The organism is Pseudarthrobacter oxydans (assembly GCF_034258515.1).
Classification (GTDB): Bacteria; Actinomycetota; Actinomycetes; order Actinomycetales; family Micrococcaceae; genus Arthrobacter.
Map to the genome: position 1 here is coordinate 1,488,316 of NZ_CP139438.1, position 15,484 is coordinate 1,503,799.

Annotated in this window: 8 protein-coding genes and 1 pseudogene; all 9 read left to right on the top strand. The window is 68.9% G+C overall.

Going from position 1 to position 15,484, the window contains the following annotated elements; genetic code table 11:
• Window positions 1-37 precede the first annotated feature (37 nt).
• Entirely contained in the window at window positions 38-1,369 is a 1,332-nt protein-coding gene (locus tag SMD14_RS06750) for a DUF58 domain-containing protein (protein ID WP_321215786.1), read from the top strand.
• Window positions 1,366-3,993 (top strand): transglutaminaseTgpA domain-containing protein, encoded by a 2,628-nt coding sequence (locus SMD14_RS06755; RefSeq protein WP_321215787.1) that lies wholly within the window; start codon window positions 1,366-1,368, stop codon window positions 3,991-3,993. Before SMD14_RS06750 ends, SMD14_RS06755 begins: the two co-directional genes overlap by 4 nt.
• Window positions 3,990-4,046, top strand: a pseudogene (locus SMD14_RS06760) (hypothetical protein); the annotation flags it as partial. The gene SMD14_RS06755 and the pseudogene SMD14_RS06760, both read left to right, overlap by 4 nt.
• A gap of 261 nt (window positions 4,047-4,307) precedes the next feature.
• On the top strand, window positions 4,308-5,558 hold the full coding sequence (locus tag SMD14_RS06765) for an RDD family protein (protein WP_321216232.1): 1,251 nt from the start codon (window positions 4,308-4,310) through the stop codon (window positions 5,556-5,558).
• The gene (locus SMD14_RS06770) at window positions 5,555-6,487 is read left to right on the top strand and encodes a PP2C family serine/threonine-protein phosphatase (RefSeq protein WP_157238669.1); all 933 of its coding nucleotides are present in this window, start codon (window positions 5,555-5,557) and stop codon (window positions 6,485-6,487) included. Before SMD14_RS06765 ends, SMD14_RS06770 begins: the two co-directional genes overlap by 4 nt.
• A complete protein-coding gene (locus SMD14_RS06775) occupies window positions 6,474-8,237 on the top strand; it encodes an FHA domain-containing protein (protein ID WP_321215788.1) in 1,764 nt (587 codons plus the stop codon). Before SMD14_RS06770 ends, SMD14_RS06775 begins: the two co-directional genes overlap by 14 nt.
• Window positions 8,234-9,967: a protein kinase domain-containing protein gene (locus tag SMD14_RS06780; protein WP_321215789.1), complete on the top strand. Its 1,734-nt coding sequence runs from the start codon at window positions 8,234-8,236 to the stop codon at window positions 9,965-9,967. The genes SMD14_RS06775 and SMD14_RS06780 overlap by 4 nt, the downstream gene beginning before the upstream one ends.
• Window positions 9,968-10,032: 65 nt before the next feature.
• Window positions 10,033-10,737, top strand: a complete 705-nt coding sequence (locus SMD14_RS06785; RefSeq protein ID WP_157238666.1) for a hypothetical protein — start codon at window positions 10,033-10,035, stop codon at window positions 10,735-10,737.
• Window positions 10,734-15,179, top strand: coding sequence for an FtsK/SpoIIIE domain-containing protein (locus SMD14_RS06790; protein WP_321215790.1), 4,446 nt, complete (start codon window positions 10,734-10,736; stop codon window positions 15,177-15,179). The genes SMD14_RS06785 and SMD14_RS06790 overlap by 4 nt, the downstream gene beginning before the upstream one ends.
• Window positions 15,180-15,484: the final 305 nt, after the last annotated feature.

The window sequence follows — 15,484 nt, forward strand, 5'->3', positions numbered from 1 at the left end:
GACCCCACCACGTCCACGCAACAACGAAGGCACACATATGTCCACCGGCACCCCGTTGACCCGGCTCGCGGAGCGTCTCAAGCAACCCTTCCACAGGGATGGCCGGCCCACGCAGCTGCACCCGTCGGCAGTCTGGTCCGAGGCGCGGAACACTGCAGCCATGGCGCTGGCGCCAGCCTGGCGTACCGTCCGGACTGCATGGCTGAAGTACGCCTGGCCCGTGCTGTCCGTGGTCAGCGTCCTGGGCTGGTCCGTCCTGGCTGCCGCCATCCTGCTCTGGACCACCGGGCAGGCGTTCGGCTGGCAGGAGGCGAAGGCTGCGGCCATCGCGGCGTTCGTGATGTTCCTGATTGCCATCGCCTTTGTCCTGGGCCGCTCTTCCTATGGAGTGCTCCTCGACCTCGCCCGCACCCGGGTGGCCGTGGGGGACAGTGCCGTTGGCAGCATCGCCGTGTCCAACACATCAGCCCGGCCCCTGCTGCCCGCAGCACTGGAACTTCCGGTGGGCAGCGTCACGGCTGTGTTCCACCTGCCCCGCATGAAGCCGCAGCAGGTGCACGAGGACCTCTTCACCATTCCCACCGCCCGCCGTGCCGTGATCGTCGTCGGACCTGTCCGGTCGGTCCGGGCAGACCCGCTGCACCTGCTGCGCCGCCAGGTCCTGTGGACCGAACCGGAAGACCTTTTCGTCCATCCGCGCACGGTGGCCCTGGCCGGTTCGGCCGCCGGCTTTATCCGCGACCTGGAAGGAATGCCCACCACGGACCTGTCCAGTGCGGACGTGTCCTTCCATGCGCTTCGCGACTACGTGCCGGGGGATGACCGCCGGCACATCCACTGGAAAACCACCGCGCGGACCAACAAGCTCATGGTGCGCCAATTCGAGGAAACACGCCGGGCCCACCTGGCCATCTCGCTGTCCATCAACACGGACGAATACGCCTCCGAAGCCGAATTCGAGATGGCCATCTCCGCAGCCGCATCGATCGGCCGGCAGGCCATCCGCGAGCAGCGTGAGCTGGACGTCCTGACCCAGAAAGGCCCGCTCCGCTGTGAAACCGGGCGGAACATGCTCGATGACATGACCAGGATTGTGGGAGCTCCCATGCGGCGGACCGCCGTCGACCTCGCCAGGACCCTTGCGGACACCGTCCCCAACGCCTCCGTGGTTTTCCTCGTGGTAGGCAGCAACGTGACGGCCACCCAGCTGCGCTCCGCGGCCGCGTCCGTGCCGCCCGGCGTCCGCAGCCTCGCGGTGCGGGTGGAAGCCGGCGCTTCGCCCGGCCGCGCCAACATCGCAGACCTCACCGTGCTGACGCTCGGCGACCTGAACGACCTTGCCATTGTGCTGAGAAAGGCCGCCGCATGACCTCCACGGAAGGCCTGCGCCCGCGCAGCACGCGCCCGCGCAGCGAACCAACCGGCACCAACCGCGGTGCGTCCGGCAGCGGCCGTAACCAGGCCTCCGCCTTCGCCGACGGCCAGCCGGCCTGGCACTTCGTGCTCGACGCCGGCGCGCTGACGGTCCTGCTGGGGCTTGGCCTGCTTGGCTTCGGCCTCAGCTTCGGCGGCGACCCGTACTACCTGTTCTCCGGCTTCGGCGGCATCCTCCTGGGCCTGGCCATCGGCGCGCTCAACGCGCACCTGCGGCTCGGACTGCTCATCACCACTGCGGTTGCCCTTGGCGCCTACCTGGTCCTCGGCACGTTGCTGGCGGTGCCCGACGCGGCAATCGCAGGTTTTGTCCCCACCCTTGACTCACTCCGGACCCTCCTCCTGGGGGTGGTGTTCGCCTGGAAGGACATGCTGACGGTCGGTGTCCCCGTGGGCACGGCAGGCGGCGTGCTGATTGTTCCCTTCCTGAGCTCCCTGGTCACCGCCCTGGCGGCCGGTGTCCTGACGTGGCGCCTTCGAAGCCCCTACTTTCCGCTCCTGCCGGTGCTGGTCCTGTTCGTTACCGGGATCGCCTTCAGCACCAACGCCGCGTTCCTCACCCTCGAACGCGGCATCGGCCTGACGGTCCTGGGCATCGCCTGGGCCACCTTCCGCCGGGACGCCCTCAGGAAGAACTCCACGCGAAAGGTATCCGTCAACAATCCGCAGACGGATACCGCCACCGCGCAGCGGGCGAAGATCCGGAGGCTGGGAATGGCCGCCGGCGTCATCGCCGTCAGCGTGGCCGTTACGGCGCTTTCGGCGCCGCTGGTCACCGCGGGCAATGACCGGAAGGTCCTCCGGAACGTGGTGGTCCCGCCGTTCGACCCCAAGGACTACATCACGCCACTGGCCAGCTTCCGCACGTTCGTCAAGGACAAGAAGGACGACACCCTCTTTGTGGTCAAGGGCCTTCCCCGTGATGGCCGGGTCCGGCTGGGGGCCCTGGACGCCTTCAACGGAACCAACTACACCATGGACCCCAACGGCTCGGGAAACTTCAGCAAGGTCGGCGATACCGAGTCGATCAACACCCTGGCGGACACCTCCGGTGTTGTTCCCACCAAGGACTACGCCATCAGCATCACGGTTGAGGACTACCAGGGATTCTTCGTGCCCGGCGGGCGTAAAACCACGGGGCTGAGCTTTGATGACAGCGCCTCGGCCGCGGCGTCCGGCCTCTACTTCAATGCCGGCACGGATACCGCCGTCACCACCAACGGGCTCTCCCGCGGAGATTCCTACAAGGTCCAGGTTTCGGATCCCGTGAAACTCGAACACGGGCAGCTGGCGCAGTACGACTTCGCGAAACTGTCCCTGCCCGACGCCACGGAAGTGCCCCCGGTGGTGGGGTCGCAGGCCAATGACCTGTCCACTGACGCCCCCACCGCCATCGACCGGGTCCGGCAGATTGAGGCGCATTTCCAGAAGACCGGGGCATTCAGCAACGGGCTGGTCAGCGAAGGCCAGCTCCCGAGTGTGTCCGGCCACGGTTCTGCCCGGATCAGGAATCTCCTCACGGCCAAGCAGATGCTGGGCGACGACGAGCAGTACGCGGTGGCCATGTCCCTCATGCTCCGCCACCTGGGCATCCCGTCCCGCGTGGTGATGGGCTTCTACCCCGAACCCACCAGTCCGGAAAACGGGGCAGGCGAAGTCAAGATCACCGGCAAGGACGTGCACGCCTGGGTGGAAGTGGCCTTTGAACGGGTGGGCTGGGTAAGTTTCGATCCGACGCCGCCCAAGGACAACATTCCCATCCCGCCGGACCCGGAAAACAAATCCAAGCCCAAGCCGCAGGTGCTGCAGCCGCCGCCCCCGCCGCAGGAACCCGCGGACCTGCCGCCGGACTCGTCGCCCGATGCGCTGGATGCGGACCAGAAGAAAAACAACCCGTGGCTCTTCTGGGGCGCCCTGTTGGGCGCGCTGGGCATCGCCCTGATACCGCTGTCCGTCCTTGCGCTCCCGCTGCTGCTGGTCGTCCTGTTGAAATCACGACGGCGGAAGTCGCGGTTCAGCGAAGGCCATCCTGCGCAGCGCGTAGGGGGCGGCTGGAGCGAGGTGGTCAGCCTCGCCACGGACATGGGGGCCGCCGTCGACACCCGGGCCACCCGCCGCGAAAGCGCCGCGGTCCTGGCCGAGGCGTTTCCGGCCGCGGGCGGTACCACCACGATGCTGGCCCGCCGCGCGGATGCGTCGATCTTCGGTGCCGGCCAGCCCAGCGAGGACGAGGTGCGGGAGTACTGGACCATCGTGGACAGCTCGCTGAAGGAGATGACCTCCACGGCAGGTTTCTGGCAGCGGCAGCAGGCAAGGTTCTCCCCGCGGTCGCTGCTTGCTGACGCACGCGGTGCCCTGGCCCGCCGCAGCCCGCTGGCCCAGCGTGGCCGGCTGGCTTTGCCGGCCCTGTCGGCACTCAGGCCGTCCACCCGCCGTCGTACTGGCGCGGACGGCGAACACTCCGCAACGCCTGCACCGGAAGCAACGGCGGTGCAGGCAACGCCGCTGCAGGACCGGCAGGCGCCGGAACCGCCAAGGCAAGGACCTCCGGCGCCGTGACCGCGGAACTCCAGACATGCCCCCGCTGCCAGCGCTCCATCCGGGCCGGTGCGGCCTTCTGCACCTCCTGCGGAGCGCCCCTGCCCAACAGGGCGGCGCGCAGCAACCGCAACCTGCACACCGGCGGCCATGCCGGCAGTGACCCGCCGCCCGGAGCTGTGACTGCCCACCGTGCAGCGATTCCCGGTACTATCCCGGTAGTACAAAGCCCCCCGGCGCTTCAGGCCGCGGGGTTCGCAAACGCAGGCACGGGGCGGGGGCGCGCCGGCGGTTTCACCGCGCAGTCGGGGGCCGTCCCAGGGGGAGGAACGGGAATGGCAGTGAACCTTCAGCTTGTGCCGGCCACGGCCGGCAAGCGGCTTGGCGCTGCCGTCATTGACTGGCTGCCGCCGCTAACCGTGCTGGTGCTGACGCTCACCGTTGGCTTTGCCGGGATTACCCGCACCCGCAACGGCCAGTACATCACCTATGACACCGCCTCCCTGGTGCTGTTCGGCAGCATCGGGCTGGGCCTGACGCTGGTGTACCTGTTCGTGGTCATGGGGATTGAAGCGAGGACAGGCAAAACACCCGGCAACCTGCTCATGGGCATCCGCAGCGCGGACAACGACGGCTACGCGCCGGGCGCCGGCGCCGTCTTCCTCCGCGGCCTCTTTACCGGTGCCGGCATGCTGGTGGCGCTGCTGGCGGCGGTCCTGGTGGTGGTGTTCAAGTGGTTCGGACCGGCCCTGTTCATCCTTGCGCCGCTGCTTTTTGCGGGTGCCGCCTGGGCCGTGCTGGTGGTGGTGTCCAATACCTGGGACCGGAACGGCCGCCTGCGGGGATGGCAGGACAAAGCCGCCAAGGCCCTCGTTTTCGATGTGAAGGCCGGGCGCGACCCCATCACCACCGGCGGCATCCAGGGCCCGTACAGCTTCGCGCCGCTGGACCTGCCGCCGGTGCAGCAGGTGCTCTCCCCGGTGGCGGGCATTCCCGCCGCGTCCCCGCCGGTGCAGCCTTCCCCGCCCGTTCAGGCGCCCCCGCAGACGTCGCCGTCCCAGACCATGCCCTACACGGCACCTGGGTCCTTCGCGCCGCCGTCCGCCGCGCCGCCGTCCGCCGCGCCGCCGGGTACGTCAGCCGCCGCCGGTGGACCCGCTGGTGCGTCCGTGCCGATGCGCGGCGCGCAGCACCACGTGGACGACGACGTTGAACGCACCCAGGTGCGCCCGCAGGCAGGCGGGCCTGCACCCGTCGCCGTCCTCCGGATCCGCCTGGACGACGGGCGCGACTTCCAGTTGGACCGCAGTGTCCTGGTGGGCCGCAATCCCGTAGGCCAGTCCGGTGAACAGCATGCCCAGCTCCTGGCCGTCGACGATCCCGGCCGCTCCATCTCGAAAACCCACCTCCACCTGCTGACCGACGGCGCGGGGATCTGGGTGACGGACAGGAACTCCACGAACGGCAGCGCCGTGACCACCCCGAACGGCGCCAGGACGCCACTTGCGCCGGGTGTCCCAACTTTTGTTACGCCCGGATCCAGTGTCCACTTCGGAGACCGGACCTTTTACCTAGGACAGGCATGAACCAACAGCCCGCCAGCGTTCCCTCCACCGTCCAGCCGGGCCTCAGCCTGAGCTACGGCTATGGCACGGACCGGGGACTCCGCCGGGAGCTGAACGAAGATTCCTACCTTGCTTCCGATCCTGTGTTCGCCGTTGCGGACGGGATGGGCGGCCACGAAGCAGGCGAAGTGGCAAGCGGCATGTGCGTGCGGGCCCTGGCAGGGATTCCGCAGCTCGCAACGGGGGAACGCACCGTCACGGCCGCGGCGCTCCAGCAGTACCTGCTCCGGGCGGACTCGTCCATCCGGGAGGCTACGGGCGCCAGGGCGGGGACCACCCTGACCGGTGCAGTGGTGGTGGAACAAATGGGCCTGCCCTACTGGCTGGTCATGAACATCGGCGATTCCCGTACGTACCGCCTCAGCCAGGGGCGGTTTGAGCAGGTCAGCGTGGACCACTCTGAGGTGCAGGAACTTGTGGATGCGGGCGAGATCACCGCCGAGCAGGCCACCGTCCATCCTCGGCGCCACGTTGTCACCCGCGCCCTGGGCACCGGGGACGAGACCGAGGCCGACTACTGGCTGCTCCCCGTGGAGGAAGGCGACCGTGTCCTGGTCTGCTCGGACGGCCTCACCGGCGAAGTGGCGGACGAGGACATCCTCCGCATCATCAGCACGGTGGGCCACCCGCAGGACGCCGCCGACGCCCTGATCCAGGCTGCGCTGCGGAACGGCGGCAGCGACAACATCACGGTGATTGTGGTTGATGCCCGGAACGTCCTGAACGACGCCGGCGCCGCCACCACCGCGCCGCGGCACGGTCCGGACGCAGAAGAGGCAGACACGCTGCCCCGCTCCCATGGGAGCCAGGCTGTAACGCAGCCCTTGCCCCAACAAGATGGCGGACCTTCGGCGCACGAGAGCGGGGAACCCCACGATGACCGGCACTAGCTACGTCCCGGGCACCTGGCTGGGCATCCTCCGCTCGCGCACCGCGGTCCTCCTCGGCCCGGACACGACGCAGGCCACGGCGTGTGCGGTATGGGAACTCCTGGAAAGCAAGCCGGCGGTCCACGAAGTACTCCATGCCATCACCGGCAGCTCTGGCGGCTCACTCACCCGGATCCCGCCATTTGGCATCCTCGATTTCTCCGGTCCCTTGCGGGTGTTCCTCCGCGGCGACCTCGACCTCGCCGTGGAACTCCCGGACGGCCGGGTGGAACTGGACGGGCGGGACGTCACCACCTGGAACGAGCGCCGGTTTGCCCTGTCCGGAGCCTGCCGGATCAGCATCCCGGCCGGCGGTTCCGGAGACCAGCCGGAGTTGCCGCTGGGGGAGGGTGTGGTCCTGCTGCAGTCCCTGGTCCTCGGGCTGGGCCCTGCCCGGCCGGAACTGGCGCCGGCGCCGGCGGCTGCAGTGGCGGTCGATTCCGCAGGCGTAGCGGACCGGCGCGAGGCGGCGCCGGGAACGGACGAGCCGCGCGAGACAACAATCGTCCCGGAGCCGGAGCCGGAGCCGGAGCCGGAGCCGGAAGCCTCAGCCGAGACTGTTCTCGCCGTGCCCGACGATGATGCGCAGGTCGATGCGTACATAAGTGCGTACGTAGATGAGGGCGACGTCCAACCGGCAGGGGCCGGGCCCGGGATGGAGGCGGGCGCAGGCACAGAGCCGTCCGCCCAAGCCGAAACAGCTGAATACCAGCCGGCGCAAGCGACAATCGTGGTGAGCGACCAGACCAGCTCCTACGACCATCTGTGGGAGCGGACGGTCATCCGGAGTATCGAAGACGCCGCAGTGCGCGAGGAAGCGGAGGCTGCCGATGCCGGAAGCTTCACAGACTCTGCCGGCGCCGGGACTGCCGACGCCGTGCCTGGAGCGGAGGAACACAACGCGCCCGTAGTCCTCAATCCTGGCGGAGATGCGAAGGCGGCAGTAACGGAAGCCCCGTCCGCCGTCGGACACGCGCCTGGCGTGGCGGCACCCGCCGTCGAACACCCGCCGGCAGTGCAACAGCCCGCCGGGGTACTCATCGATTCTGTGCCGTGGAAAAAGGTCCCCGGCACCGCCGCCGCCGCGGCCGATGCCGCGCCAGGGCCTGCACCCGTGCCGGCCACCGTCCCCGCGACCCCGCCTGCAAACGCGGCCTTCGACAACGACCATGACGGACAGACGGTCATGAAGGGCAGCATCGGAGCTTCACCGGCGCAACCCGCCCCTGCGGCGGTTGCGGACCCGCAGGCCGGGCCGACCGTCCTGGCCCGGGTCTGCAGCCAGGGTCACGCGAATCCCCCCACCCGCGCGCAGTGTGCCGCCTGCGGGGCAGGGCTTCATCCGGACGCCGTGCAGGTGCCCCGGCCACGGCTGGGACGGGTGCGCCTGTCCACCGGGGAGCTGCTGGACCTTGACCAGTCATTGGTCATCGGCAGGCAACCCTCCGTGTCCCGGGTCCAGGGCGGCGTCATCCCCCGGCTGGTCCAGGTGCCGAGCCTGGAAGGCGACATATCCCGGTCCCACGTGGAGGTTCGGCTGGAGGGATGGCACGTCATGCTGTGCGACCTCAAGGCCACGAACGGAACCGTCCTGGTGCGTGAAGGCCAGCCGCCCCGCCGCCTGGCGCAGAACGAGATGGCCATCCTGCTGGACGGGGACATCGCTGAACTGGGCGACAACATCTCGCTGCGTTTTGAGGAGATTCCTTGAGTTCCAAACGGCCTGTAGCGCCGCCGCCCCGCATCCAGGGGTTCACGTACATCAGCCTGCTCGGTTCCGGCGGCTTTTCCGACGTCTACCTGTATGAACAGGACAGGCCGCGCCGCAAGGTGGCCGTCAAGGTCCTGCTCTCGGACCTGAAGACGGAGGGCGCCCGCCGCCGCTTCGAGTCCGAGGCCAACCTCATGGCGCAGCTGTCCTCGCACCCGTACATCGTCACCATCTTTGAAGCGGAGGTGACCGACGACGGGCACTCCTACCTGGCCATGGAGTACTGCTCCCGGCCAAGCCTGGACGTGCGGTACCGCAGGCAGCGGTTTAGCGTGGATGAAGTCCTGGCCGTCGGCATCCAGGTGGCGTCCGCCGTCGAGACCGCCCACCGCGCCGGCATCGCCCACCGCGACATCAAGCCTGCCAACATCCTGGTCACCGACTACAACCGGCCCGCCCTCACCGACTTCGGCATCTCCGGCACCCTCGCCGGCGACAGCGACGACGACTCGGGCATGTCCATCCCGTGGTCCCCGCCCGAACAGTTCACCGATGGCGCCGTGGACGGGGTGATGGTGGATGTGTGGGCCCTCGGAGCCACGCTCTACACCCTGCTCGCCGGCCGCTCGCCGTTCGTCATGCCGGGCGCGGACAATTCACAGCGTGAGCTGATCAACCGGATCAGCAACACGCCGCTGCCGCGCCTGGGCCGCGCGGACGTTCCCGAGTCCCTGGAACAGGCCCTTTCGACGGCGATGGCCAAGTCGCCGCAGTCCCGCTATTCCTCAGCGCACGCCTTCGCCCTGGCCCTGCAGCGCATCCAGGCGGAGCTTAACCTCTCCGTCACGCCCTTTGAGGTGCTTGAGGAGCCGCAGCACGAGGACAGCCGGCCGGATGACGGCTTCGAAGAAACCCGGGTCCGGAGCATCGCCGCGATCGATCCGGAGCGGACGGGCAGCGCGCCCACCTTCCCCGCACGCACGTGGCCGCAGGCCGCCGGCGGGCAGGCAGGTGGCGGGCAGGCCGCTGGCGGACAAGCTCCCGCAGCGGATGCCGCGCCGTCGCGGTTTGCGCAGCCCGCGCCCGCCGTGCACAGCAGCCCCTCCACTCCTGCACCGGCGGCGCAGCCGCAGGAGTGGGCCCACGCCACCGTCCTGCGCGGTGCCGCCGCGCCGGCGCGCCCTGGCGAGCAGGCACCGGGCGGCAATCTTCAAGAGGGTGCGGACGTCCCGGACACTACCGTCCACCGGCCGGCAAGACGCGACGAGCCGGCAGGCGTGCCGCTACCCGCCACGGACCACGGCAAACGCAATCTCTGGCTGGCAATCTCGGGCGGCACCCTGCTGGCCCTTGCCGCCGTGGTGGGCCTGGTGGTGGCCAACGCCTCGCCCGAAAAACCCGCTGCGGTGGAGACCCAGCAGGCCAGCAAGCCGCCGGCCGACGCATTGGACAACGGAACGGTGCCGGACGTGGAAGGCCTCAAGGGAACGGTGTCCGCGGACGGCAACGCCTCCTTCACGTGGCTGAACCCGCAGCCCAAAGAGGGTGACACCTACAAGTGGCGGGTGTACAGCATCGGGGGCGGCGGCGAATACCAGTCTGTCGAACAGCCTCCCGTCCGCGTCACGGCAAACCCGTCCGGCCAGACCTGCATCCAGGTGATGATCGTTCGCTCGGACGGAGCCTTCTCGCCGCTGGAGGAAGGCTCGATCGCTTGCGCCGGCACATGACCGCGGAGCGCCCTGCAACCAGCTCCATGACAAGCTCAGTTCCGCCTAACGAGGAGGCACAGAAAATGGGGGATCTAGCAATAGATTTCTGTGGTGAATGGTACGAGCCATCGGACGAGGACGTCTTCAATATCGGCCGCGAAGGCGACCTCGAAGTTGACGACAATCCCTACCTTCACCGTCAGTTCCTGCAGGTGGCCCGCTATGACGGGATCTGGTGGCTCAGCAACGTGGGCAGCATGCTCTCGGCCACGGTTGCCGACGCCACCGGCGGGATGCAGGCCTGGCTGTCACCCGGAGCCCGGATCCCGCTGGTCTTCAGCCACACGAACATCATTTTCACGGCAGGGCCCACCACCTACGAGTTTGCCGTGCACCTCAAGACCCCCTCCTTCCGGCAGGAGGCGCGCGACGGCGACAGCAACGGCGACACCACCATCGGCCCGGTGGTGTTCACCGACTCCCAGAAGGCCCTCATCGTGGCGCTCGCAGAACCCATGCTCCGGCGGGAAGGTACGGGGTTCAGCGCCATCCCCTCCTCGGCGGCTGCCGCGAAGACGCTGGGATGGGCGCTGACCCGCTTCAACCGGAAGCTCGACAATGTGTGCGACAAGCTCGACCGCGTGGGCGTGGCCGGACTGCGGGGCGGCGGCGGCAAACTCGCCACCAACCGCCGCGCCCGGCTTGTGGAGCACGCGGTCACCTCACACCTGGTGACCCCGGATGACCTGCACCTGATCGAGAAGATGAGGGGCGTGGACGAGGGATGAGAATCCGTGTGACCCTCCGCCGGGACCCTGCCGAAACGAAGGACCTGGCCGTTACCGTGGACGGCCTGGCCACCGTGGCCGATACCGCCGCCATGCTCTGGGCCGCGGATCCGGGGCGCAAGGGCACCCCGGTGCCGGACAACCTCTCCCTGCGCATCGAAGAGGCGTTTGTCGGCGCCGGCCTGAGCGGAACCATGCTCACCCGGACGGACAACCTCCTCGAGTCCGGCCTCCGGCCGGGTTCTGTTGTGTCCCTGGCCCAGGTGAGCGCGCAGTTCGATGTGCCGGGTGCCAGCCGCGGTCCTGCGGCCGCCACCCTCCGCGTCCTTTCGGGGCCCGACGCCGGCCGCGAGTTTTCCCTGCCCGTCGGCACCAGTTACATCGGCAGGGACCGGGACGTGGACATCCGCCTCTCGGACCCCCTGACATCCAAGCGCCACGCCCGCATCACGGTGGGTGAGGGCGTGGAAATCGTGGACACCAATTCGGCCAACGGGCTGCTGATGGACGGCCTCCCCGTCACCCGCGCCACCCTGAATTCCTCGGACGCGGTCACGCTGGGGGACACCACCGTGACCGTGGTGCCGCTGGGGCACAACCAGGCGGCAGCACCGACGTCGCCCCTGGTGAACTTCAACCGGTCACCGCGCGTGGTTCCCCGCTTCGAGGAACCCAAACGCGTGCTCCCTGCCGGACCCAAGCGTCCCGAGGACCACCCGTTCCCGTACATCATGATGATCGCCCCGCTGCTGATGGGTGCGGTGATCTTCGCGGTGACCGGCAACGCGCTCTCGGTGCTGTTCATGATGATGATGCCGCTCTTCATCGTGGGCCACTACGTGGACCAGAAGATGCGGAGCAGGGGGCAGCAGAAGGAGCAGCTCAAGCACTTCCGCGCCGCCATGGCCGCCTTCCGGAAGGACCTCACGGAACTGCAGCAGGTTGAACGTGCCGTCCGCCTCCAGGAAGCGCCGTCGGTCAGCGACACCGTCGACGCCATCTACAAGCTCGGTCCGCTGTTGTGGACGCACCGTCCGGAGCACACCGGATTCCTGGGCCTTCGGTTCGGCCTGGGCACGTCACCCTCCCGGGTCCTGTTGGAGGAACCGCCAAGCAACGACACCGAGGCGCAGTACGCGCAGGAGATCCAGGACTGCCTAAAGCAGTTCCGCGACATCGAGGGCGTTCCCGTCGTATCCCAGCTGCGCACCTCCGGGTCCCTGGGCGTTGCCGGTGCCCGCGGCCTGGTGGACGACGTCGCCCGGGGCATGGTGCTGCAGCTCGCGGGCCTCCACTCGCCCGCGGAAGTTGTCATCGCGGCCATCACGTCCGCGCAGTCCCGGGAACGCTGGAACTGGCTGCAATGGCTGCCGCACGTGGGTTCGGGGCACAGCCCCCTTGCCGGCGACCACCTGGCCGCCGGTTCGGCCGGCGGCTCCTCGCTGCTGGCCCGGCTCGAGGACCTGCTCGATGCCAGGGAGGCCGCGGCGAAGCGCTCCGGGCCGGACCTCCGCCCCGGGCTGGACCCGGCCAAGCACGACGTGGACCAGCCTGTGCTGCCCGCGGTCCTGGTGATCGTGGAAGACGACGCGCCGGTGGACCGCGGCAGGCTCACCCGGCTCGCGGAGCGGGGACCGGACTCCGGTGTCCATGTGGTCTGGGTGGCCACCGACATCCAGTCGCTTCCCGCTGCCTGCCGGGACTTCATGGTGGTGGACGGCGAACACGGCACCACCACCGGGCAGGTCCGCCTTGGCAGGCACACGTACCCCGTCAGCTGCGAAAGCGTCGACGCCGAACTGGCCGCCCGACTTGCCCGGATGCTGGCCCCGGTCATGGATGTGGGCAAACCCGTGAACGACGATTCCGACCTTCCACGGGCCGTCTCCTACGCCACCCTGATCGGCAAGGACTTCCTGGACAACCCCCAGGCCGTGGCCGAGCGCTGGACGGAAAACAACTCCGTGCACGCCAGCGCCGTGGCCAACCGGAAGGACAACGGCACCCTCCGGGCCCTGGTGGGTTCCAAAGGCATTGAACCCCTGTACCTGGACCTGAAGAACGAGGGCCCGCACGCCCTGGTGGGCGGCACCACGGGTGCCGGCAAGTCCGAATTCCTGCAGTCCTGGGTGATGGGCATGGCCGCCGCCTACAGCCCGGACCGGGTGAGTTTCCTGTTCGTGGACTACAAAGGCGGGGCCGCGTTCGCCGACTGCATCAACCTGCCCCACACCGTGGGACTGGTCACCGACCTTTCGCCGCACCTGGTCCGGCGAGCCCTCACCTCACTGCGCGCCGAACTCCACTACCGGGAGCACCTCCTGAACCGGAAGAAGGCCAAGGACCTGCTGGCCCTTCAGCGGGAAGCAGACCCGGACGCGCCGCCCTACCTGGTGATCGTCGTCGACGAATTCGCCGCGCTGGCCAACGAGGTACCCGAATTCGTTGACGGAGTGGTGGACGTTGCAGCCCGCGGGCGCTCGCTGGGCCTGCACCTCATCCTGGCCACCCAGCGCCCGGCCGGCGTCATCAAGGACAGCCTCCGCGCCAACACCAACCTCAGGGTGGCCCTGCGGATGGCTGATGAGGACGACGCCACGGACATCCTCGGCGTCCCCGACGCCGCCTACTTCGATCCGGCCATCCCCGGCCGCGGTGCAGCAAAGACCGGCCCGGGACGGATCCAGGGCTTCCAGACCGGCTACGCCGGCGGATGGACCACGGAGAAACCGCAGCGGCCCCAGATCGACGTCGTGGAAATGGCCTTCGGCTCCGGCCCGGCCTGGGAGGCCCCGGCTACGGAGAAACCGGAAGCGGCCGGGCCCGCCGGCCCCAACGACATCGCCAGGATGACCTCCACCATCGTCCGCGCAGCGGATGCCCTGTCCATCAACGCCCCCCGCAAGCCGTGGCTGGACGAACTCGCCAAGACTTATGACTTCTCCAGGCTGCCCAACCCCCGTACCGACGAACAGCTGCTCCTCGGCGTGGCCGACGACCCTTCCCGCCAGGCGCAGCCCACCGTGTTCTACGAGCCGGACAAGGACGGCAACATGGCCATCTACGGCACCGGCGGTTCGGGGAAGTCGGCCGCGCTGCGCGGCATCGCCATAGCGGCCGCGGTGACGCCCCGCGGCGGGCCGGTCCACGTGTACGGGATCGACTGCGGCTCCTCCGGGCTGAGCATGCTGGAGGAGCTTCCGCACGTGGGCGAGGTCATTAACGGCGACGACGTTGAACGGGTGGGGCGGCTGCTGCGCCTGCTGGGGGACATCGCCGAGCAGCGGTCGGCCCGGTTTGCCGAGGTGCGCGCGTCCACCATTGTCGAGTACCGCAAGCTGGCCGGCAGGCCCGATGAAAAGCGCATCTTTGTTCTGGTGGACGGCATGTCCGCGTTCCGGGAGGCCTACGAACACAGCAGGCTGTCCGGGCTGTGGGACATCTTCCTGCAGCTGGCGACGGACGGGCGCACCCTGGGCATCCACCTTGTGGTGACCGGAGACCGGCCCAACGCCGTGCCCGCCTCGCTGCTCGCTTCCATCCAGCGCCGCCTGGTGCTCCGCCTGTCCTCCGAGGACGACTACATTTCCATGGACGTGCCCCGGGACGTCCTCACCGCCGCCTCGCCGCCCGGGCGGGGACTCCTGGACGGGCTGGAAGTCCAGCTGGCAGTCCTTGGCGGCAACTCCAACCTGGCGCTGCAGGCACGTGAGGTGCACAAGCTCAGCGAAGCCATGCTCCGCCAGGGGCTGGATGCCGCACCCGGCATCGAAAGGCTTCCGGACCAGGTGGACCTGGATGTCCTGCCGTCCGGCAGCACCGGACTTCCGGTCATTGGCGTCGACGATGAAACGCTGCGGCCGGCCGAGATCATGGCGCGGGGCCCGCTGCTCCTGGCAGGCCCGCCAGGGGCGGGCCGCACCGTGGCGCTGGTGACGCTGGCCTACGCCCTGCGGCGGTCCAACCCGGACACCGAGCTGATCTACCTGGCAGCCCGGCGCTCCGCCGTCGCCTCCCTGCCTATCTGGAACCGCTCCGTGGTGGGAGCGGACGATCTCGCTGCGGTTGTGGAGGACCTGGTTGAACATTCGTCCGGAAACCCCGGCTCCCTGGCCATCTTCATTGAGGGCCTGACCGAGTTCACGGATACCCTGGCCGAATCGGGCGTGGCGCAGCTGGTGACCGCGTCCATCAAAGCCGACCAGTGGGTGGTGGGGGAGTCCGAAACCTCCACCTGGTCCTCGGCCTGGTCCCTCGCGCAGCCATTCAAATCCGGCCGGCGCGGACTGTTGCTGAACCCGGGGGACATCGAAGGCGACAGCCTGCTCAACACCTCCCTGGGCCGGGTCAGCCCGGACTTCATCCCGGGCCGCGGCTACGTGGTGGGACGCGGCAAGGCACGGAAAATCCAGGTGGCGCTGCCCCCGGAAAGCAGGGACTGACGCACGTGCCACACGGTACGCCGCAGGTCCCCGTGATCTGCGGCTGATTTGCGGCGCCAGGCGAGGGTGTAGAAGACTACCGGGGACACCAGAAAGCCGCAGCGGGGGGACTGCGCGCATCGAAAGGTAGCAAATGTTCCCGTCCCTACCAGTATTCCGCGCTGCCTCGGCGACGGCATTGGCCGCTGTCCTGGCCAGCACCCTGTGTCTCCTCCCGGCCAGCCCGGCGACCGCAGACTCCCCGGAACCCGCACCGGCGTCCACAACGTCTCCTGGCCTGTGCCTCGTGTTCTGCGCGCCAGAGC